Origin of the sequence: Pseudarthrobacter sp. AB1 (assembly GCF_014926485.1) — a bacterium.
Taxonomy (GTDB): domain Bacteria; phylum Actinomycetota; class Actinomycetes; order Actinomycetales; family Micrococcaceae; genus Arthrobacter.
This window is the reverse complement of the sequence record NZ_PZKO01000032.1, coordinates 206,417-227,901: the sequence shown is the minus strand read 5'-3', so window position 1 is coordinate 227,901 and position 21,485 is coordinate 206,417. Positions and strand designations below refer to the sequence as shown.

Annotated in this window: 20 protein-coding genes; 11 read left to right on the top strand and 9 right to left on the bottom strand. The window is 66.4% G+C overall.

Annotated features, from left to right (window positions below):
* Window positions 1-80: 80 nt before the first annotated feature.
* The 8 genes from DAD99_RS09720 to DAD99_RS09685 form a co-directional block, all read right to left on the bottom strand.
* Window positions 81-1,121, bottom strand: coding sequence for a siderophore-interacting protein (locus tag DAD99_RS09720; protein WP_193341358.1), 1,041 nt, complete (start codon window positions 1,119-1,121; stop codon window positions 81-83).
* Window positions 1,118-1,945 carry an ABC transporter ATP-binding protein gene (locus tag DAD99_RS09715; RefSeq protein WP_193341377.1) on the bottom strand — a complete coding sequence of 276 codons (828 nt, stop codon included), beginning with the start codon at window positions 1,943-1,945 and terminating at the stop codon, window positions 1,118-1,120. Before DAD99_RS09715 ends, DAD99_RS09720 begins: the two co-directional genes overlap by 4 nt.
* 1 nt (window position 1,946) lies before the next feature.
* Entirely contained in the window at window positions 1,947-2,930 is a 984-nt protein-coding gene (locus DAD99_RS09710; protein ID WP_193341376.1) for an iron chelate uptake ABC transporter family permease subunit, read from the bottom strand.
* Window positions 2,931-3,070: 140 nt separating this feature from the next.
* Window positions 3,071-4,123: an iron ABC transporter permease gene (locus DAD99_RS09705; protein ID WP_193341357.1), complete on the bottom strand. Its 1,053-nt coding sequence runs from the start codon at window positions 4,121-4,123 to the stop codon at window positions 3,071-3,073.
* Window positions 4,124-4,133: 10 nt separating this feature from the next.
* On the bottom strand, window positions 4,134-5,237 hold the full coding sequence (locus DAD99_RS09700) for an iron-siderophore ABC transporter substrate-binding protein (protein WP_193341356.1): 1,104 nt from the start codon (window positions 5,235-5,237) through the stop codon (window positions 4,134-4,136).
* A gap of 184 nt (window positions 5,238-5,421) precedes the next feature.
* Window positions 5,422-8,901, bottom strand: coding sequence for an ATP-binding protein (locus DAD99_RS09695; protein WP_193341355.1), 3,480 nt, complete (start codon window positions 8,899-8,901; stop codon window positions 5,422-5,424).
* Complete coding sequence (locus tag DAD99_RS09690) at window positions 8,898-9,716, bottom strand: DUF4194 domain-containing protein (protein ID WP_193341354.1); 819 nt, start codon at window positions 9,714-9,716, stop codon at window positions 8,898-8,900. Before DAD99_RS09690 ends, DAD99_RS09695 begins: the two co-directional genes overlap by 4 nt.
* Before the next feature lie 2 nt (window positions 9,717-9,718).
* On the bottom strand, window positions 9,719-11,194 hold the full coding sequence (locus DAD99_RS09685) for a DUF3375 family protein (RefSeq protein WP_193341375.1): 1,476 nt from the start codon (window positions 11,192-11,194) through the stop codon (window positions 9,719-9,721).
* Window positions 11,195-11,332: 138 nt separating this feature from the next.
* On the opposite strand from DAD99_RS09685, the gene DAD99_RS09680 reads away from it, so the two are divergent.
* The 4 genes from DAD99_RS09680 to DAD99_RS09665 all read left to right on the top strand — a co-directional run bounded on the left by DAD99_RS09680 (window position 11,333) and on the right by DAD99_RS09665 (window position 15,167).
* Window positions 11,333-11,737: a PepSY domain-containing protein gene (locus DAD99_RS09680; protein ID WP_058930787.1), complete on the top strand. Its 405-nt coding sequence runs from the start codon at window positions 11,333-11,335 to the stop codon at window positions 11,735-11,737.
* 172 nt (window positions 11,738-11,909) lie between these two features.
* Window positions 11,910-12,212 (top strand): hypothetical protein, encoded by a 303-nt coding sequence (locus tag DAD99_RS09675; protein ID WP_193341353.1) that lies wholly within the window; start codon window positions 11,910-11,912, stop codon window positions 12,210-12,212.
* 63 nt (window positions 12,213-12,275) lie between these two features.
* Window positions 12,276-14,306: an acyl-CoA dehydrogenase family protein gene (locus DAD99_RS09670; RefSeq protein WP_193341352.1), complete on the top strand. Its 2,031-nt coding sequence runs from the start codon at window positions 12,276-12,278 to the stop codon at window positions 14,304-14,306.
* 51 nt (window positions 14,307-14,357) lie between these two features.
* Window positions 14,358-15,167: a YIP1 family protein gene (locus DAD99_RS09665; RefSeq protein ID WP_193341351.1), complete on the top strand. Its 810-nt coding sequence runs from the start codon at window positions 14,358-14,360 to the stop codon at window positions 15,165-15,167.
* Window positions 15,168-15,238: 71 nt separating this feature from the next.
* Here the strand turns inward: DAD99_RS09665 and DAD99_RS09660 are convergent, their stop codons facing one another.
* Window positions 15,239-15,640: a YchJ family protein gene (locus DAD99_RS09660; RefSeq protein ID WP_193341350.1), complete on the bottom strand. Its 402-nt coding sequence runs from the start codon at window positions 15,638-15,640 to the stop codon at window positions 15,239-15,241.
* Window positions 15,641-15,870: 230 nt separating this feature from the next.
* Between DAD99_RS09660 and DAD99_RS09655 the strand changes: the two genes are divergently transcribed.
* The 7 genes from DAD99_RS09655 (at window position 15,871) to DAD99_RS09625 (ending at window position 21,469) form a co-directional block, all read left to right on the top strand.
* Window positions 15,871-16,635 carry a hypothetical protein gene (locus DAD99_RS09655; RefSeq protein WP_193341349.1) on the top strand — a complete coding sequence of 255 codons (765 nt, stop codon included), beginning with the start codon at window positions 15,871-15,873 and terminating at the stop codon, window positions 16,633-16,635.
* A 91-nt stretch (window positions 16,636-16,726) separates the two neighbouring features.
* Window positions 16,727-17,731: an aldo/keto reductase family protein gene (locus DAD99_RS09650; protein WP_193341348.1), complete on the top strand. Its 1,005-nt coding sequence runs from the start codon at window positions 16,727-16,729 to the stop codon at window positions 17,729-17,731.
* 400 nt (window positions 17,732-18,131) lie between these two features.
* Window positions 18,132-18,812 (top strand): phosphatase PAP2 family protein, encoded by a 681-nt coding sequence (locus DAD99_RS09645; RefSeq protein WP_309233238.1) that lies wholly within the window; start codon window positions 18,132-18,134, stop codon window positions 18,810-18,812.
* A gap of 10 nt (window positions 18,813-18,822) precedes the next feature.
* Window positions 18,823-19,428 carry a DedA family protein gene (locus DAD99_RS09640; RefSeq protein ID WP_193341346.1) on the top strand — a complete coding sequence of 202 codons (606 nt, stop codon included), beginning with the start codon at window positions 18,823-18,825 and terminating at the stop codon, window positions 19,426-19,428.
* Window positions 19,429-19,432: 4 nt separating this feature from the next.
* Entirely contained in the window at window positions 19,433-20,107 is a 675-nt protein-coding gene (locus DAD99_RS09635) for a response regulator transcription factor (protein ID WP_193341345.1), read from the top strand.
* Entirely contained in the window at window positions 20,100-21,053 is a 954-nt protein-coding gene (locus DAD99_RS09630) for a HAMP domain-containing sensor histidine kinase (protein WP_193341344.1), read from the top strand. Before DAD99_RS09635 ends, DAD99_RS09630 begins: the two co-directional genes overlap by 8 nt.
* Window positions 21,054-21,082: 29 nt before the next feature.
* A complete protein-coding gene (locus tag DAD99_RS09625) occupies window positions 21,083-21,469 on the top strand; it encodes an RNA-binding S4 domain-containing protein (protein ID WP_193341343.1) in 387 nt (128 codons plus the stop codon).
* Window positions 21,470-21,485 lie beyond the last annotated feature (16 nt).

The window sequence follows — 21,485 nt, the reverse complement described above, 5'->3', positions numbered from 1 at the left end:
ACGCCAAACAACAGGACGTGAGAGAGCGTCCACCGAAAACCCACAGGACGTGAGAGAGCGTTGTCGTAGGGCCGGAGGTCTTAGAGCTCGGCCTTACCCTGCCGCCAGTACCCCATGAAGGCGACCTGCTTGCGGTCGATCCCGACGTCGCGCACAAGGTACCGCCGCATGCCCTTGATAACGGCGGCCTCGCCGGCGATCCAGGCGTAGAAGGGCATGGCGCCGGCGGGCACGGCGGGGTTCTTGGTGGCCTCGATTTCGGCTGTCTCCATCCGCGCGGGCGTCTCCCAGAGGATGTCCACGTCCACGTTGACGTCTTCGGGCTCCGGGCCCGCGCCGGCGTCGGACGTTTTGATGCCCACCCAGCCGGGAACGGGGACCGCCGCCCGCACTGCCTGCTGCAGCAGCTCGCCGTGCGGGCGCGCGCGGCCGATGGCGGCGCCGCGGGCAAGCCAGGTGATGTCGATGTCGGCGTCTGTCTTGAGGTCGAGGAAGTCGCCTGCCTCCGGTACTTCGAGGAGGGCGTGGCCGGTCATGTAGGACGGCAGGCTTTCGAGAATGGCGGAGATGGCGGGAATGGCGGTTTCGTCGCCGGCGAGCAGGACACGCTGGGCCATTCCGGGCCGCCACTCGATGCCGCCGTAGACCTCGGCGGTGTAGCACTGGGCGGCACGGTTGTTGGGGCCTATGATGGTGATCGCATCGCCCGGCTTGGCATTCAGGGCCCAGTTCGCGGCCGGACCGCCGTGGCCGTCCGCGTCAAAATGCATCACGAAGTCAACGTCAATTTCCGGATACACGGCATCAAGCCGGGACTGGCGGACCGTGTACGTGCGCATGGAGCCGCGTACGGCGGGGTCCATGGCAAGCCATTCCCGGTACCAGCCGGCCTGCTCCATTTCGAAGACCGGCAGAGGCAGTTGCGTGCCGTCCGCTGCCAGGGAAGGGATCATCAGTTTGATCCTCAGGTCAAGGGTGTCGCCGTTAACGCCGAAGTCCCGCAGCGAGTACCCCCCGAAGGTGATCCGGCGGAAGTTGGGGCTCAGTTCCTGCACCGAGGAAACGGTCACCTCGAAAGCCAGGGTCATGGGCTGGGTGGCGGCGATGTCGCTGGTCTTCATGAAACGAGCTCCAGTTCGGTTGCGGTGCTGTGGTGGCGGCCGATGGGGATAATCAGGGGCGTGCCCGAGACTGGATCGGGAATGACCCGGGACGCCAGGCCGAAGACGTCCCGGACCATCTTTTCGGTGACAACGTCAATGGGGTCGCCCAGGGCCACAATCCCGCCGCCCTTCATGGCGATGACGTGGTCCGCGTAGCGTGCTGCCAGGTTCAGGTCGTGCAGGACGATAGCCACGGTGGTGCCGCGCTTGCGGTTCAGGTCCGTGACCAGGTCCAGGACTTCCACCTGGTGCGCCAGGTCCAGGTAGGTGGTGGGTTCGTCCAGCAGGAGCACGTCGGTTTCCTGTGCCAGCGCCATGGCGATCCAGACCCGCTGGCGCTGCCCGCCGGAGAGTTCATCGACGTTCCGCTCAGCGAGTTCCAGCGTTTCCGTCGCCACGAGCGCGCGCTGCACAGCGAGATCATGGTGCGACAAGTCACCCGTGCTCCAGCTGCGGAAGAAGCCCTGGTGCGGATACCGGCCGCGGCCCACGAGGTCCCGGACGGCGATGCCGTCCGGCGCGGTGGGGTGTTGCGGGAGGAGGCCCAGGGTGCGCGCCACTTCACGGGCCGGGCGGGCGTGGATGTCCTTGCCGTCCAGCGTGACCACGCCGGCAGCCGGTTTGAGAAGGCGGGACAGGCCGCGGAGGAGCGTGGATTTACCGCAGGCGTTGGCGCCCACGATCATGGTCACCTTGCCTTCGGGGATTTCCGCCGTGAGGCCGTCCACCACGCAGCGCTGGTCGTATTTGAGAGTGAGGTCCTGGGCGCTAAGAACGGCGATGTCAGGCCTCCTTTCGGTTGGCTGTGACCAGAAGCCACAGCAGGAACGGGGCGCCGAGCGCGCCGGTGATAACGCCAACGGGCAGCACGGTGCCGTCCAGCACCAAGGGGGCGAGGTTGGCCGCGATGTAATCGGCGGTGAGGACAATCAGCGCACCCACCAGGGCCGACGCCGGGAGGCTGGCTTTTAGGGTGAAGCGCTGGGCGATGGGCCCGGCCAGGAAGGCGACGAACGAGACGGGCCCGGTAGCCGCCGTCGCCACCGCGGCGAGTGCCACGGCGGTGACCACCACGGCGAGGCGGGTGAACCCGACACGGATGCCCAGCCCGGCCGCGGCGTCGTCGCCGAGTTCGAGGATGCGCAGCGGCCCGGCGAGGGCAATGACGGCGGGGACCAGGAGCAGGAGCGCGAGTGCCAGCATGCCGGCCCGGTCCCAGTTGGCGGAGTTGAGGGAGCCGTTGAGCCAGACGAGTGCGTCAGCCGCGGTGCGGATGTCCGCACGGGTCATCATGAAGTTGACTACTGCGTGCAGGGCGGCGGCGATGCCCACACCGGCCAGAATCAGCCGGTTGCCCGCGGCGTTCCCCCGGTTGCCGCCGCCGGAGCCCGGTGACGGACCGCGGGAGATGGCATAAATCAGAGCTGCGATGCCCAGCGCACCACCAAGCGCCGCCCCGGACACGGCAGGACCGGTGGCGCCGAAGATCACGATGGCGGTGACCGCGGCCGCGCTGGCTCCATAGCTGATGCCGATCACGTCCGGGCTCGCCAGCGGGTTGCGGAGCATGGTCTGGAACAGGCCGCCGGAGAGGCCGAACGCGGCGCCGATCATTACGCCGGTGACGGCCCGGGGCAGCTTGTTCTCCATGACGATGAAGCTTGCGCCGGGGATTTTCTCGCCGCCGGTCAAGTGCCCGATGAGGATCTTGAAAAAGTCCGGGACAGTCACGGTGTAGCTGCCCAGGAGCACATAGACGGCGAACATAGCCACAACGGCGAAGGCAAGGGCGGCGGTCCGGTTCAGGAAGGTCCGGCGCACGGTTTGCTCTATCAGTTTTGCTCGCCAAAACCCGGTTTTGGCAACCGGAAGTGATAGGTCAACGGGGGGTTTGGTTTCGACGAGGTTCACAGTCCGGCCCCCTTGCCGCGGCGGATGAGCCAGACGAAGACCGGTGCACCCACGAGTGCCGTCATGATCCCTGCGGGAACCTCGCCGGGAAGCAGCACAACGCGGCCGATAATGTCCGCGCCAAGCAACAGCGCCGGGGCCAGCACCAGGGAGAACGGCAGTATCCAGCGGTAGTCCGGGCCGGTGAGTGAGCGGACCGCGTGCGGAATGACGAGGCCAACAAAGCCGATGGGCCCCGCCAAAGCCGTCGCGGAGCCGCACAGGAGCACGATGCCCAGGGCTGTCACACCACGCGTCAGGCCCACTCGCTGGCCGAGGCCGCGGGCAACGTCATCACCCAGCGCGAGGCTGTTGAGGATGCGGCCGGTGCCAAGCATAATAAGTGCCCCGACGGCCAGGAACGGGAGGCCCGGAAGCACTACTGCCCAGTCACGGCCGGAGATTCCGCCTACCTGCCAGAAACGGAAACGGTCCAGGGTGTCCTGGCTGGAGACGAGAATGACGCTCATCAGGGAATAGAGCCCGGCGCTGAGCGCGGCGCCGGCGAGGGCGAGCTTGACCGGCGTCGGACCTTCCCTGCCCATGGACGCGACGAGGTAAACCACGACGGCGGCGGCTCCGGCGCCGATGAACGCGAACCAGATGTAGCCGCTCAGGGAGGTGACGCCGAAAATGTAAATGCCGGCTACCACGGCCAGCGCGGCTCCGGCGTTGACGCCCATGATGCCCGGATCGGCCAGCGGGTTGCGGGCGACGCCCTGCATGGCGGCGCCGGCCAGGCCCAGGGCACCGCCAACGAGGATTCCGAGGGCTGTGCGGGGGATGCGCGCGTGGACCACGGCGTGGTCCCCGTTGGCGGCGTCGAACTGGGTGAGCGCCTGCCACACAGTGGCCAGGGAAAGGGCCCGGGCGCCGATGGCCAAGGAAGCTGCGGCCAACAAAGAAAGTACAACGACGGCGGCCAGCAGCCAGGCAGCCTGCCTCGTTCTGGCCTTCCCGCCGGCGCCAGCCAATCGACCGGCGGGTGCCGTCGTCGTACTTTCCGTCATGAAACGGTGCCTACTTCACTGCATCGGTGACGTTGTCCGCTGCGGTGGCGAGCTGCGGGAGGAACGTATCCAGCGCCCACGGCAGGCTCAGCGGCGAGGAGGCGGAGATGGCCAGGACCAGGCTCTTGTCCGCGTCGGCAACGAAGGCGCCGTTCTTGACTGCCGGAATCTGACCCAGCAGGGGGTCAGCCTTGACGGCCGCGGCGGTGGCGGCATCTTCAACCGAGCTCAGGAAGATGTCCGCCTTAAGTTCGTTGGCCTTCTCGGCGGACCACGGCACGAAGAAGTCCTTGGAGCCGGCGGAGGCCTTCTGGGCGGCCGGGGCCAGCTTCATCCCAATGGCGGAGAGGAACTTCGGACGGTTGTCATTGGCGGTGTAGAAGCCCGTGGACGTGAGGTCTGCGGGATCGGCGTAGCCGTAGATGAAGCTCTTCCCGGCGATCTGCGGGTACTTGGCAGCCTCGGCCTTGACCGTGGCCTCAGTGTCGGCGATGAGCTTGGTAGCCTCAGCCTGCTTGCCCAGCGCCTTGCCGATGATGGACGTCGAATCCTGCCATGAGGTGCCGTAGGCGACCTCGGGGTGGGCCACCACCGGCGCGATCTCGCTGAGCTTCTTGTAGTCCTCTTCGGTCAGGCCGGAGTAGGCGGCCAGGATGACGTCCGGGGTGAGCTTGGCGATCTCGGTGAAGTTGATGCCGTCGGCCTCGGAGAACTGGACCGGGGCCTTGTCGGAACCGAAGCCCGCGCCGAGTTCCTTCAGCGCGGCGTCCTTCCACGGAGTGGAGCCTTGCTCGTTGCCGCCCCATTCGTTCTTCGGGACGCCCACCGGGACAACGCCGAGGGCAAGGGCAACGTCGTCGTTGACCCAGGAAACGGTGACTACGCGCTTCGGCTGTGCCTTGACGGTGGTCTTACCGAAGACGTGCTTGATGGTGACCGGGAACTGCGAGCTGCTGGAGCTGGAACCGCCGGCGTCCGAGGTGGAGGACGCCAGGCCGGTGGAGCAGTCGGACAGCGTGAGTGCCGCGGCGGCGAGGACGGCCGTTGCCCTGCCGGCTGATTTGAACAGCGCGCGGCGGGTTGCGCCCGGGCCGGAGAAGAGGGGGGGAATCACGGAACTCCTTAGGTGAATTATGGGAACCTAAGTAAGGGTAGCCTAGCCTGTCCAGAATTAGAAAAGCTTTCTGTTGTGTAATTAATACTTTGACGTATCGAATAGCAACGCGGGGTCACCTATGGCCCTTCCCGACGGGAACTTTGGGCGTAATGTGACCCCGCGCTGGGGTATTGGAGACGGGTCAGCGGAGCACGATGTCCACGGGGTTCGCCTCGGACCGCCACTGACCTTCCGCGCCGGGCTTGGGCCGGATCACCGGGGCGGTGAGAACTCCGGAGCGGTTGGTGCGCTTGTCCCGCAGGATCTCGGTCACCGAGCCCAGGTGCCGGGACAGGTCGATCACGTTCTCCGGGGCGGCCAGCAGCAGCTGGAATCCGAACTCGTGCAGCGCCTTGATCCCGGCGCCGGCAAACTCCTCCGAGGCCAGCACAAACGCCTCATCCATCATCACGGTGCCGTAGGTGGTGAATCCCTGCTCGGCGATGCCCAGCTGGTAGCTCAGCGCGGCGGCCATGATGAACGCTGTGAAGCGCTGCCGCTCGCCGCCGGACATGGAGCCGGTGTCCGCGTGCATGTAAACGTCGGTCCGCTTGCCGCCGCCATTCTTGGCGATCTTGCCGCCTGGCGGCGAACCGGTCACCTCCCGGTGCTCCTTGCACTGGATAAACAGGTGCCCGCGGACATCCAGCACTTCGGCACGCCAGCGCCGGTCCTCCGGAGTGGGTGAGCCGAGCCGCTTCACGAGCGTTTCGAGGGTCTTGTACCGGGCGGTGAGCTCGGCGTCGTCGCCTCCCCCGGCTTCCGGGCCGGAACCCGCACGGGTGGGCCGCGTGTGCCGGGCCTTCAGCGCGTTCTGGATGGCGTCCTTGAACTGCTTGGCCGTGGCCGGCAGGGTCTGCTTGATGTCCAGCTCCAGGAAGCTGCCCTCGTGGAAGTTGACCTCGGACAGGATGCCGTTGAGCGGCAGGATACGGCTGGTGATGGACCGCCGCTCCTCGTCCAGCAGGTGCAGCAGCGTGCTGAACGATTCGTGCGTGCGCTGGTTGAAGAACTGCCGGAACTCGGACTCCTGGGCGGGCAGGCCGTCGCTGATGATGGCGTGGTAGCGGCCCTCGAACTCCCCCGCAGCACCGATGGATGTGCCGTGGTCCGCGGAGATCGCGGAGCCCCACTCGCGCACAAAACCCTCGAAGATTCGGGTCAGCCGTTCGGAGGCTGCCTGCCCGCGCGTCTCGGCGGCGTGCAGCTCCCCGAGCAGCGCCGTCCGGACGCGGTTGGCCAGGTTGTCCAGCTCATGCATCTCGCTGACGTCACCGAAATCGGTGAAGTACGGTTCCAGCGCCGTGACGGTGGCGTCCGACGGCGGCACTTGCTCCAGGCGGCCACGCGCGGCTTCCAGCAGCGAATCGGCGGCGCTCATTTGCCGGTCCAGTGCCTTGTATTCGCTTTGCAGGACGGCTGCGGCTTCGGTGCTGGCCTGGTGCTTCTGCCGCGCGGTTTCGATGTTGGCCCGCAGCGGCTCCAGGTCGGCCTGGGCCGCGAGGGCATCCTTGAGCCGCTGTTCAATCCTGGCGAGTTCATCGGCGGCCACGGCAGCGGAGACCTGTTCCCAGGGCCGGTGGTCCTCCGCGATCCGGCGGAGGGCGTCGAGCTGCCGGCTCATGCCCTGGTGCGACTCTTCACGGCTCTGGGCAAGCTCGGCGGCCTTGGCGAGTTCCTGCTGCAGGTCCTCCACCTGGGTGGCCACGAGTTCCAGCTTGGCGGCGTTGTCGAACCCGAGCACGTAGTCCTGGCGGCTGGTGAAACGGTCGTCCTTCTCCACCGTGTGCCGGTTGCGTTTGACCACACCGCCCAGGCTCAGGCCCTTGTCCAGGGTGGCCAGTTCGTTGGGGTCCTCCACGCACGGGTAGGCGAAATCGAGGGCGATCCGCTCCCGGATCCATTCCCCGGCGTCCGCCACCGCGCCGCTGGCGAGGATGTCCAGCTTGGTGAGCAGGTCGCCGTCGCGCGCGTCCTCCACGGCGAGGGCGCCTCCCGCGAGCGGCTTGGACACGTCCACCGCACGCAAGGCGCCACGGACTTTGTTGTCGTTCAGGTAGCGGGTCACCGCGGCGAAATGTTCGCCGGGGACCAGCAACGTGGTGGCGAGGTTCCGGAGCGCGCGCTCCGCGGCGGGCCGCCAGTGTTCCTCCCCTTCGGCGAGGTCCATCAGCTCGCCGCCGAACGGCATCCGGTCCTCAGGAACGCCGGTGGCCGCCGCGATTGCCGCCCGGTTTTCAATGCTCGACGGCGGCAGCAGGGACTTGCGCGTCTTCAGCGACAGCAGCTCCTGCTGGGCTGCTGCCAGCTCACGCTTTTTGGTGGCGTGGCCGTCGAAGGCTTCGAAGCGGAGCTCTTGCAGGGCCTGCGAGTCATCCTTGAGCTCGGCCGATCTGGCGGCAGCCTGCTCGTGGGCCTGTTCCCAACCCTCATCGGTCCACTCCAGCTGCAGGCCGGCGTCGGACAGTGCCTTGCGGGCCGCTTCCTCCACCTGCTCGCGGAGCCGCAGGCCAACCTTGGCGTTGTCCAGCGACTGCTCTATCGCGGAGATCGCGTTGCCGCCCTGGTTGTTGTAATCGGTCTCCAGCTGGCGCAGTTCCTTGGCCAGCCCGTCGCGGATGGAACGTTCCCCGCCGAGCTCCTTGGCCTTCACCTGGGCCAGGTCCTTGAACCGGGCCAGGGTCTTCTGGTGCACCGTGACCGCGAGCTGCTGCTTATAGGCTTCGAACTCCTCGCCCGACAGCTCGCGGAGCCGGTTTGCGTCCAGGAGCGACTGCGCATATTCCTTGTTCAGCCCGGGGACGGGGGCCAGCTGGTCCCGCTGCTGCCGCACATCCTCCAGCCGCTGCCGGATGGACATCAGGTTGCTGAACTCCTCCACCACGTCGTCCGCCGCGGCCAGCGTGGCCGGGGCGTCCAGGACCTGGTCGCGGAAGAACGTATTGACGCTGCCGCCCAGGCCCTTGCCGGCCTGGATTACCCGCAGCAGGGGCAACGCCTGGTCCGAACTGATGCCCAGGAGGCGGCGGAAACGCTCGGCGAAGGCCTTGTGTACATCGAAGATCTGGGCGTCCGGGAAGATGGTCTCCAGCGCAGCTTTGGTGAATCGCTTTTCCGCGATGTCCTCGATGGCCGGCAGGTCCAGCGGCTTGCTGTCGATCACGTAGAAACGCCCGACGCTGGACTCCGTGCCGTTTTTGGGCAGGTCGAACAGGGCGGACACGGTGAGGCGCGTGCCCGCGGCGTTATCGAACGTCAGGGCGACGGCGGACCAGGTGGCGCCGGGGCGCTGGAACGCACTGGCCGAACCTTCGCCCACGGCCTTGTCGCCCACCTTGCCGCGCATGTAGGTGAACGTGGTCCGCTTGTCCTCCACAGCACCGCCGGCACGCTGGGCCGCGGCCTCGTTGGAGCGCGGCCGGGCGTCAAACACCCGCAGCATGGCGTCAAACAGCGTGGACTTGCCCACGCCCGAGTTGCCCGTCAGCAGGGTTCCGTTGCGGTCCACATGCATCGTGTGAGCCCCATGGAACGTACCCCAGTTGACCACCTGCACCAACGCCAGGCGCATCTGGCCGGGGTTCGTGAGGTCGCCCATCGGCAGCATGGTTGCGATGCTCACTTGGCTTCCTCCCCTTCGGGGGTCGAGGCAGTCGCGGCATCATCGTCCTCGGCACCCGGGTCGTTGTCGAGCTCTATCAGCGCTTCTGTGCCTGTGGGGTCTGTGGTGGCTGCTACCAGGGCTTCGATTTGGGCGGGGATGTCGCCGATGTTTTCGAAGGGGAGGGCAAGCGGGAGGGCGTTGGAGATGGTGTAGACGTCGTCCAGGCCGGTGGTGAGGAGCAGTTGGCGGGCCAGGAGCTTGGTGATAGCGCGGGTGACCACGTCCGAATCCCGCAGCGCGTCCTGCTGTCCGGCGGGCTGATAGTGGGCCACAAGGTCAGCGATTTCCTCGCGGGTGATGGTGGCGTCGGTCTGGGCCGTGACGTGGCGGTCCAACAGCATCCGCAGGCGGAGCAGCACGATGGTCTCCACGCGGCTCAGGGCACGCTGTTGGCGCAGGATGCTGGAGCGGCTGCTGCCGCCGATGGCCTCGGGATCCACCGGGCGCAGGACGGCGATCTTGCGTTCGTGGTCCAGCTGCAGGCTCAGGAACAGCTCGGACAGGCGGCTGCGCAGAATGATCTGGTTGTCCAGCAGCGTGGTCCACAGCTTCTCGTCGCGGCCGCCGTCAACGTACGGACCCTTGAGCAGCTTGACCAGCGCCTGGCGCACCTTCATCGAGAGAACGCCGGTATCGCCGGCAAACAGTGCCGCGCCGTCCACAAACGTGTCCCGGGGCGTGACGCTGAAGGGTGATGTAGCGTGCGCCGGTGCCTCGGCGAGGGGTGCAGCCTCCTCAACGGGGGGTGCCGCCGTCGTAATTTCTTCAGTCATCGTCAATCCTTCTTGAGGGTGACCACCGGCAGGTACGCCGTGCGGGTGGTGCCGTCGATCTGTTCGTAGTCCAGGCCATCCCAGCCGTCGCGGTCAAAGGCCGCGCCTTCTTGGAGGGCGTGCGAGAGGAGTTCCCGGATGGAGTTGATGTGCCGTTCCTCCGGCGGGAGCTGTCCCCAGGCCTCGGCCAGGGTGGACGCGCCGGCCACGGCGGCCCGGATGGCCTCCGGACGGGCTTTGCCTGTTCTCGGCGAGCGCACGCGGTCGGAGTCGCTGAAGGCGATGGGGTCGGCCAGCCTGGGCGGGACGGCGAACTCGTCCGGGTCGTACAGCTTGACCATGGCCAGCGATTCGAACCCTGCGTTGAACAGCACCGGACCGCGGACCAGGCCCGGCCGTTCGCGTTCATACGGCAGGGACCTGATGGCCTGCTCGGCCTCGCGCAGCACCTTGCGGAGACGGACGGACTGGCGGAAGTCGTCACTCTGGACATAGGTGTTCAGGCTTTCGCTGAGCTTGCCGTAGATCCGCTGGATCTGGCTGTGCTGGTGGCGGAGCTCGGCCACCAGGTTCTTCAGCGTCTCGCGGTCCTCCGGCGAAAGGTCGTCGGCGAACTGCCGGCTGAGGACTTCGCCGATGGCCGAACGGAACCGGACCTGCTGTTGCGGGTCTTCCAGGAACGCGGTGAAGGAGCGGAAGGTCCTGCCCTCGGGGCTCTGCCGCAGCCGCTTATCCGCGTCGAGCACCTGCGCCATGGTGGCACCCTTGCTGAGAGACTCCTCGATGATCTGGTTGCGCAGCTCGCCCACGAGTTCCTCGATGCGGTCGCGCATCTTTTTGTAGTCGGCGGGCAGGCTGGCGGCGAGGTCCAGGATGTTCCCGGCGGCTTCCACGGCGTCGTCGTCGTCCAGCAAGCCGTCAAAGTCGCCGGAGCTGATGTCCTGGATCAGCTGCTGCCGTTCCCCGATCTCGTCCTCGAGGGATTCCAGCCGGGCACTCTGGTCCGGGTTGGTCTCATTGGCCAGCTTCTCCACGTCACCCAGGAGCGTACCCAGCCGGGAACCGTTCAGCGTGGAACGCTCGCTGGAGAGGCTGTCCAGGAAAGCGAGCACGCGGGCGGCCGGTTCCGTGACCTCATAAACGATCTGCCCCGACTGGTTGCGGCGGGTCAGGAAATGCTTGCGCGTCCACTCGTCCGCATAGTTCCTGCCGGACGACGTGCCGATGGCGATACCACCCGGCCCGGGCTCCTGGCGCCGGAGCTGCTCAAGGAAGGAGTCGACGTCGGCGTGGAACTCCTCGAGCGGAAGCTGCGGACGTGTGCGGGTAAAGGATGCCTGGAGCACCGCAATCACCCAGGGCGCCGAGCGTGTCAGGGCCCAGGCGGGTCCCTTGGTAAGGAGTTCGAGGTCCCGGAGCCGGGCACTGATCGCGTCAGCGGATGACCTGGCGGAGGGGGGGCACGCGCTCTCCTTCAGCTGCTGGGGAATGGTTTGGGCAGCGCGGATCGCGAAAACTGCCAACTACAAGGTTAACGCAGGCCCCGCGACCGAATAATCGTTGTACCTTGCTGGCCGCGGGAGCACACTATTTAGATCACCTGAGAGGAGTTTGTCATGCGTGAAAAAGCTGTACTGATCACCGGGCTGGCGGCTGCGGCTGTCATTCTGGGTGGCGCGACAGTGGCGGTCGCCGCGAGCACCCGGACCAGCGGAGATCAGCCCTTGAGCAAGATCGGGGTCAACGTCGACCGGTCAGTGCCGGTGTCCACCGTCCCGGGGCCCGAGCGGGACGACGATTCCAATCTGGCACCACTTAACACTGCGGACCATGACCAGGCCGCGAACGCCGCATTGGCCAGGGTGGGCCAGGGCAGTGTCATCGAGGTGGAACGGGAAAATGACGGGAACGTCGCGTACGAGGTTGAAGTCAGGCTGGACAACGGTTCCCAGGTTGAAGTGGGGCTCGGCGCCGACTTCGCGGTCCTGAACCAGGCCGCCCCGGAGTTCGACGACGATTAAAGGCAAGCGCGGACAGTGACTTCCGCGACCGCTCCGTGACCTACGTCCCGGTAGCATTGCGATCCCGTATCAACCGGGCCTGACGGCGGGGCAACTCTGGCTCGGGCGCCCAAGCACCCCCTACGCTCATGCTACTGATCTCAACCGAAGCAACGGCGCAGCAGGGGGAACAATGCAGTTCGACTTAAGTGCAGTGGAGACGGCCACCATGGTGTTCATTGGAACCCTGGTGTTTGGCCTGGTCCTGGTGGGCTTCGTCCTGACAGCAGGCTTCCTGGCCCTGGTCCTTGTGGGGGTGGGCAAGTTCGCCTGGTTCCTCGCCTCCACCACGCTGCTGACGGTGGTCCACGGGATCAACCATGGCTGGGACAGGCTGGTCCACCACGCCTCCTCCGTGGAGGTCCCCGGGGACTTTCAGGGCCAGCCAGCCCCTAGCACTGGAAGCTACCCGCGGGTAATGTTGAGAGACAGCTGAGGGGTTCTCCAACCCGGCGGATCCATGGCTTGAACCGGCCATCCCGGGCAGAGGAGATACCCCATGAGCTCCGCCACTGACAGTCCCGCCACGAACCCGCCCGCCACCCATATTCCTGCCACCGACGCCCCGGACGACGACGTCCCCGTCGCGGCGGCCAATATCGGGTCCGAAGCCACCGCGGCGGATGCCCGCGCCCTTGCTGAAGCCTCCCGCGAGCTCGACTGGGACCGGCCCAGCTTCGCCAAGGGACTGTACCTGGGGAATTTCGACCTCAGCCTCATCCACCCCTGGCCGAAGGCAAATGCCGATGACGTGGAACGCGGCGAAGCCTTTATGGAACGCCTCACCGCATACGCCCGCACCATGTCCGGCCGCATGATTGAACGCGAGGCCAGGATCCCGGACGAGTACCTCCAGGGCCTGGCGGGCCTAGGCGTCTTTGGCATGAAGATCCCGCAGGAGTACGGCGGGCTCGGCCTGTCCCTGGTCTACTACGGCAGGGCCCTGGCGCTGCTCGGAAGTGTCCACCCGAGCATCGGCGCCCTGATCTCCGCGCACCAGTCCATCGGTGTCCCCGAGCCCGTGAAAGTCTTCGGCACGCCGGACCAGAAACGCGAGTACCTGCCGCGCTGCGCCGCCGGGGCCATCACCGCATTCCTCCTGACCGAACCGGACGTTGGCAGCGATCCCGCCCGGATGGGCAGCACCGCCGTTCCCACGGACGACGGCGGGAGTTATGTCCTGGACGGCGTGAAGCTTTGGACCACCAACGGCGTGATCGCCGAGCTGGTGGTGGTGATGGCCGTGGTGCCGGCCCACACCGATGCGGAGGGCACCGAACACAAGGGCGGCATCAGCGCCTTTGTGGTGGAAATGGACGCCCCCGGCATCACCGTGGAGAACCGCAACACCTTTATGGGACTGCGCGGGATCGAAAACGGCGTCACCCGGTTCCACCAGGTGCGGGTGCCCGCGGCCAACAGGCTGGGCCGCGAGGGCCAGGGCCTGAAGATCGCGCTCACCACGCTGAACACGGGCCGGCTTTCCCTGCCTGCGTTGTGCGTGGCGTCCGGCCGCTGGAGCCTGAAGATCGCCCGTGAATGGTCCAACGCCCGCACCCAGTGGGGCCAGCCGGTGGGCAAGCACGAGGCCGTCGGCAAGAAAATCGCCTTCATCGCCGCTTCCGCCTTCGCCCTGGACGCCGTCTTCGAGCTGTCCGCGGAACTCGCCGACGCCGGGCAGAAGGACGTGCGGATCGAGGCTGCCCTGGCCAAGCTGTGGTCCTCCGAGATCAGCTACCGGATCGCCGATGAACTGGTCCAGATCCGCGGCGGCCGTGGCTTCGAGACGGCGGACTCCCTGGAAGCCCGGGGCGAACGCGCGGTTCCGGCCGAGCAGCAGCTGCGCGACCTCCGGATCAACCGGATCTTTGAGGGCTCCTCGGAGATCATGAAACTCCTCATCGCCCGGGAAGCCGTGGACGCCCACCTTGCCGCCGCCGGCGACCTTGCGGCCGTGGATGCCAGCCTCCAGGACAAAGCGAGGGCCGCCGTCGGGGCTTCAGGCTTTTATGCCCGGTGGCTGCCCAAACTCGTTGCCGGCGCCGGAATGGACCCCCGGTCCTACAGCGACTTCGGCAGGCTGGCCAAGCAGCTGCGCTTTGTGGAGCGGTCCTCGCGCCGGCTGGCCCGCCAGACGTTCTACGGCATGGGTCGCTGGCAGGCGAAGCTGGAGTACAAGCAGGCATTCCTGGGCCGGGTGGTGGACATCGGCGCCGAGTTGTTCGCCATGGCCGCCTGCTGTTCACGGGCCGAGATGATCCTTCGCACCACGCCGGACCATGCCGCCGCTGCCTACGAACTGGCCGAGGCATACTGCGAGCAGGCCCGAGTCCGGGTTGACGAGTACTTTGACCAGCTCTGGCGGAACACCGACGACGGCGACCATATCCTTTCGCGCAAGGTCCTGGCCGGGGATTACACCTGGCTTGAGGCGGGAGTACTGGATCCGTCGGAAGGCACCGGTCCGTGGATCGCCGATGCCACGCCGGGTGCGTCAACCAAGGAAAACCTGCACCGGAAGTACCGCTAGCAACTCATAAGCATCCTTGTTATCGCTGGTCACCAGTGGTTGAGTTGACGCATGAGCAACCAAACGGACCCAGAGGACAGATTTCTGCCGACGACGCGGAACGAGAATCTACGGAATGAAACTGCTCGTGACCAAGCCTTCGCCGGTGGTGAGCCCACGCGCGCCTTCGATCAGTCGCCGGCGCCCTATGCCGAGCCGGACCCCGCCCCTGCCCCTGAAGCCCAAGCGCCGGTGACCGACTCTTCAGTGCTGGATCCGCGCCTGACTGACCCGCGCCTGACCGATCAGCAGACGGCCGTGGCCAGGGAAAAGGAACAGTTCGGCGGCATCAAGGTGGGCTCGGCCTTTTTTGGCTGGCTTGCAGCCACCGGCATGGCTGTCCTGCTCACAGCATTTGTGGCCGCAGCCGGAACGGCCGTAGGACTGGCGAACAACACCGACGTAAACGACGCCGTTAACCAGGTAACGACGAACGGCGCCGTCGGGCTGGCGGGCATCATTGTCCTGCTGGTGATCCTGTTCGTCTCCTATTACTCCGGCGGCTACGTGGCCGGCCGGATGGCCCGGTTTAACGGCGCCCGGCAGGGTTTTATGGTGTGGATCTGGGCACTGATTGCTGCGGTTGTGATTGCGCTGCTGGGCATCATCGCGGGCCAGCAGTTCAATGTCCTGGCCAACCTGAACAGCTTCCCGCGAATCCCCATCAACGAAGGCGAACTGACCCTCACCAGCATCATTGCCGCCGTCGTGGTGGCGCTGGTCGCGCTGGTGGGTGCCGTGCTCGGCGGTCTGGCGGGCATGCACTTCCACCGCAAGGTGGACCGGGCCGGCTTTACCCCGGACGAAACGTACAGCGACTGAGCCTTAGGAGGCCGACCGCTCGCGGGTGGTGAGCATGGGGGGTTCTCCCCTGGCGCGACGCTACAGGGCAGTCAGGCGAGCATCACGGCGTCGACGTAGTACCAGTGGCGGTTTTGCCGGACAAAACGGCTGGTTTCGTGGTGGACTCCACGTTCGCCGTCGTGCCGGTAGTGAGCCTTGAACTCCACGGTTCCCTCAGTATCCAACGGGCCGCCGCGGCTTGTGGACAGGATGTCCAGGCGGCGCCACTCCATGGCCGGGTCCAGCTCCAGATCCGAAGGCGCGGTATCCGGGTGCCAGGTTTTTCGGAGGTATTCGGTGTCCAGCAGGACAAACGCGCTGTAGCGGGAGCGCATCAACTGCTCCGCCGTGGCCGCGTAGGCCCCGCCACCATGGAACCGCCCGCAGCAGTCCGCGTAAGACTCGCCGGACAGGCAAACGCACGGGCCGTCGTTGATCGGGTTCTCGGGCATGACGCTCCTGTCTCGGGTGTCCGGACCGCTTTCCGGCGGCCTCGTGGATTCCTTTCGACTATAGGGCTCAGCCGGTGTTGTCATTTCCGGTAACAGCTTCGAAACAACCTCGGACGAACCCCGCCCGGAGCCCGCAGGACGGAAAAATAGTCCGTAAGGTGGTAGGGGGCTGTTGCCCGTGGTGATGAGTGCCGGGACGGACTCCGCCGCCGGCAGAGAGGAGAGATGACATGGGAGATTCAACGACGATCGCTCTCAACCTGACTTTTTTCGGCACGCTCGGCCTGGCGTTCCTGATGTTCCTGGGCCTGTTCCTGCTGGTTGTCATCACCTTGCTGCTTGCCGGCGTCGGGCGGCTGTTTGTCCTGACCGCGATGGCCTTTTTCGGGAGGCTCCCGAATAACGAAACCCTCCCCCTGGTCCGGCTGACCGGCGAGCCCGGGCCGCCGTCGGACACCCCTCTTGCAACGCACGACGACGGCGCTGCCGTGGCCGTAGCGAGCACACCGCGCGAGTGGCGCAAGGCCCTTCGGGACGGGCGCAATTTGCTGAAACCCTCCGAATTCCGGCCCCGCTTCCACCATGCGGTGGTGCACCACCCGATGCTTACCGCGGCCCGCAAGGAGCCGCCGGTTCTTGCCGAGGACTGGGCCGCGGCGGTGGCCGAGGCGGATGCCCGGGCCATGGCGCGCGCCCGTGCGGCCGTCCCCGAAATCAAGATCTCGGTGCGTGATCTTCCCGGCCCCTCCGTTCCCGCAGCGAAGGTGGAGGCGGTGGCTCCGCTGGTGGAGTCGGCGCTGCATCAGGACAACCCTGGACCCGACAACGCCAACCGCGACCACCTCACCCGTGAGGCCGCCGTCATTGGGGCCGCCCGCTCGTTCACGAAGCCGCCCGTCCCCGCACCGCTGTCCCTGCTGGATACCGGATCGCTGGTGTCGCTGTCCGGCCATGCGAAGGTCCTCAAGGCCAAACTGCCTGCCGACCGACGCTAGGACCGCGCGGAGCCAAGGCGTCACGAACCGTCACTGCTCACAATCCGGAAAGCCCTTACCCTGAGCAACTATCTCGGCTAACGTGGAAACCATGGAATTCAGATACCTCGGAAACAGCGGCTTCAAAGTCTCGGAAATCACGTTCGGCAACTGGCTGACGCACGGCTCACAGGTGGAGAATGATGTCGCCACCCAGTGCGTGCGGGCCGCGCTCGACGCCGGCATCAGCACCTTTGACACCGCGGACGTCTACGCCAATACCGCCGCAGAAACCGTCCTCGGCGAGGCGCTGAAGGGCGAGCGCCGGGAGTCCCTGGAGATCTTCACGAAGGTCTTCGGCCCCACCGGGCCCAAGGGCAAAAATGATCTGGGCCTGTCCCGTAAGCACATCATGGAGTCCATCAACGGCTCGCTCAGCAGGCTGCAGACGGACTACGTGGACCTCTACCAGGCCCACCGGTACGACTTCGAGACGCCGCTGGAAGAGACCATGCAGGCGTTCGCAGACATCGTGCGGCAGGGCAAAGCGTTGTACATCGGCGTCAGCGAGTGGACGGCGGAGCAGCTCCGCGCCGGCCACGCACTGTCCAAGGAACTGGGCTTCCAGCTGATCTCCAACCAGCCGCAGTACAACATGCTGTGGCGCGTCATCGAGGCGGAGGTGGTGCCGGCATCCGAAGAGTTAGGTGTCTCCCAGATTGTCTGGTCCCCGATGGGGCAGGGCGTGCTGAGCGGCAAATACCTGCCAGGCCAGCCTGCACCGGCGGGCAGCCGTGCCACGGATGACAAGGGCGGCGCCAGGATGATCGAGCGCTGGATGCGTGACGACGTCCTGGCCGGTGTCCAGGACCTCAAGCCGATCGCCGCCGAAGCCGGCCTCTCCATGCCCCAGCTCGCGGTGGCCTGGGTGCTGCAGAACCCGAACGTTGCCTCGGCCATTGTGGGCGCGTCCCGCCCTGAGCAGATCGCTGACAGCGTTGCCGCCGCGGGTGTGGTCCTGGAGCCCGAGACCATGAAGAAGATCGACGACGCCATCGGCTCACTCGCCGAACGCGATCCGGCGCACACCAAGTCCCCCGCCACCCGCGAAGCCTAGGAGCGCCGCTCCCCTGGAGTTTTTGTCCAGATAATGGCCGGAGAACACACGAACGGCCCCATTATCTGGACAAAAACTCCGGGCTGGGCGGGGTGAGCTGCGGCAACCTCGGCAGCTGTAGCTCCGCAGGCCCTCTCGCGTGCACCGGCACTACGACGCCCTCACCGCGATCGAAGCCGGCGACGCCACACTGCACGGAAGTCACCCGCTGTCCTGGGTTCTTAAGGATTCCTTAAAGAAGGCGGGGCAGAGTTGTCTGCGGGCGGCTAACTGGCCACCTGCAGATGCCTAACGGGAGTCCTTGATGCCAGACGCCATCCATACCCGAGCGTTAGCAGCGGGTCCTCCTTCAGCGGATCAGGGAAACGCCAGTCGGCGGGAGCGCCAAACCCGGCTCCTGGTGCTGCCCCAAGCACCGCATTGGTTGGCGACGGCGCTGCTCCTGGCCACCGCCGTCGTCGCACTTGGCCTGACGGTGCAGCTCATTCCCGGTGCCAGCACCGGCGAATTGGGCGTAGATCAGGACATCAGCCGGCACCACGTGGCCCTGCTCACCGGTGCGGCCATGGCCCTGAACCTGCTCTTCGGTCCCGCGGCCGGGGTGCTGGCGATCGGCGCCGTCGCGTTGTTCCTGTTGGTGGCCCGCGGGGCGCCCGTGAACGCAGTCGCGTTCAGTCTGATGGCGTCCTCAGGGTGGGTGGCGAGCGAACTTTTCAAGCTTCTGATCGAGAGACAACGTCCCGATCCCACCCTGCTGTTCGACCCGTTGGCCCCGGAAATCGGTCCCGACAGTTTCCCCAGCGGCCACGTTACTTTCGCCGTGACTCTTGCCTTTGCAGTGTATTTCCTGGCCAGGGGGACGCGCTGGTCAAAATTCGCCGCCGTTGGTGGTGTTGTGGTGACCGTGGTCGTGGCGTGGTCCAGGCTGTACATCGGCGTCCACTACCCCTCCGATGTCGTGGGTTCGCTGCTTGCCGGCAGCATGGCCGTGATCCTTACGGCGGGGCTGTGGAACAGGCTCGCACCCATCGCCTGGCGGCGGCTGCAAGGCAGCGCGGCAACCCGGCGGTTCCTGACCTAAGAAGGGCGTCATGCAGACATTTCATGCACTGGCCACAGTTGCGGCGTCGGCCGCGGCTTCCTCACCGCTCGATCCTGCGGGACTGCTCCACGGCCTCGGACCGGCCGCCCTGGCCGTCATCGCCGGGATGGTCTTCATCGAATCCGGCGTCCTGTTCCCGTTCCTGCCTGGAGACTCGCTGCTGTTCACGGCCGGCCTCCTCCTCCACCAGCAGCTGAACGTGTCGCTTCCTGTGCTGATCGGCGTCGTCGCAGCAGCCTCGGTGGCCGGGGACCAGGTGGGGTACACGCTTGGCCGGAAGTTTGGGTGCCGGTGGTTCAAAGACGACGCCCGGATCTTCAAGTCCTCGCACCTGGCCCAAACGGAGGAGTTCTTCCGTCGGCACGGCGGCTCCGCGGTGGTGCTGGCCTGGTCTGTGTCCGTGATCCTGTTGGGGTCTTGGCTGGGGCACTTTGACATCATCGCCAACAACATCGACCTCATCGCCGTCACCATGGTCCTGGTCTCGGTCATCCCCTGGGGCATCGAGTTCCTCAAGCGCCGACGGAACCGGGGGAGCGCCGACGGCGAACGCGCGGGCGAAGACCCCGTGAAAGAGCTGGCCACGGAAGAATAGCCCCATGACAACAGATGCCCGGCCGTCCGTGCTCCTGGTCGAGGATGATCCGGTCCTGGGGCCGCTTATCGCCGAGCTCCTGGAAGGCGACTACCGAATCAGGCTGGTTACCAACGGGAAATCCGGCCTGAGCGTAGGCCTCGGAGAACCCTGGGACGTGCTCGTGATCGACCGCGGCCTGCCGGACCTCGATGGCATTGCCCTCATTGCCGCGCTGCGGGACAAGGGAATTTCGACGCCGGTCCTGATCCTTACAGCACTCGGGGGAACGGATGAGAAAGTCCGCGGCCTCGACGCCGGCGCCAACGACTACATGACCAAACCCTTCGACGCCGGGGAGCTTGCCGCACGCCTGCGTGCCCTGACCCGGACCTACACCCCTGCGCCGCAAACGGTCGGTATCGGCGACTGGGAACTGAACGCCGTCGCCCGCTCAGTCCGATCCGTCTACGGACCGCTGGTAACGCTGACCACGAAGGAGTGTGACCTGCTGGCCGCCCTGGCTACGGAGCCGGACCGGGTGTTCAGCCGCGACGACCTCATCCGGGCCGTTTTCCCTCCCAGCGACCAGCCAAGCGTTATCGATACATACGTCCACCACCTTCGACGCAAGATTTCAAAGAACGTGATCCGCACGGTCCACGGCGTGGGCTACCAGATCGGGGACGGCCATGAATGAGAAAACTGCGGTTGCCGCGGATCCGGACCGGGCCACTCTGCGCAAGGCGTCGCTCAGGATCGCGGTGCGGATCACCCTGGCCTGTGCGGTGATGGTCCTCTGCCTCCTTGCAGGCGCTGCTGTATACCTGATGAACCAGCTCGCCTACCTCGACTACAAAGATCTCCTCAAGGCCCTTGTCATCGTCGGGGCAGCGGGCATCGTCCTTGCCGGCGTGATCGGCTGGCTCAGTGCCCGCAGCGCCATCCGCCCCTTAGGCGAGGCAATGGCCCTGCAGCGCCGGTTCGTGCAGGACGCGAGCCACGAACTGCGCACGCCATTGGCAATACTGGACGCACGCATCCAGCTTGCCCAGCGTGATGCGCCACCTGATTCGAAACCGGGCCAGGCCTTGGCACGGATCCGGGACGACACCTCAACGTTGACAGCGATCGTCAACGAGTTGCTCCTGGCCGCAACGGGCAGCGCGGCCGAGAGTCCCACAGAACCCGTGGACGTCGCCGAGGTTACGGCATCGGTTGCCGATAGCCTCCGCCAAATCGCCCACGAAGCGGGCGTCGGCCTGAAAGTCACCAGCGGGGACCGGGCGCTGGCCCGAATCGATCCGAACAGCCTCCGCCGGGCCATCCTTGCCCTGGTGGATAACGCCCTCGCACATACGCCGCCGGGAGGGACGATCGCCCTTGTTACGGCACGGACCCCACGCAGCGCCGTGATCACCGTGACCGATACCGGGAACGGGATCACCGGCGTCGAGCGGGACAGAATCTTTGAACGGTTTGTGCGGACGCCCCGCCTGGACGGGGCCCCTGGGCACAGGAGTTTCGGCATCGGACTGGCCCTGGTACGCGATGTGGTGACCCGTGCAGGTGGGACCGTTGAGATCGCCGGCACGGGCCCCCAGGGAACCACCATGAAAATCAGCCTTCCGCTGACCAGCGACTGACCCGCGAAGCCGTATACTCGGTGCCAGCCATGACCATCCTTCCGTCCTCCCCCGCCAGCGTCCGCATTGATGCGTGGCTGTGGGCCATCCGCGCCTACAAGACACGCTCATCCGCCACCGCTTCGTGCCGGGCCGGGCACGTGCGGCTGAACGGAAGCCCGGCCAAAGCCTCGGCCACCCTGGTCACGGGAGACACCGTCACGGTGCGGATGTCCGGCTTCGAACGCACCCTCGAAGTCCGCCGCCTGATCGCAAAACGCGTGGGGGCAGAGGCCGCGTCGCATTGTTTTACCGACCACACGCCGCCACGGCCGGTGGCACCTGCGCTGGGCCTCCCGCAGCGGGACCGCGGTGCCGGGCGTCCCACCAAGAAGGACCGCCGCGAGATGGAACGGCTCAAGGGCTCCACAACTTAGGCTGTCCGCCCGCCGA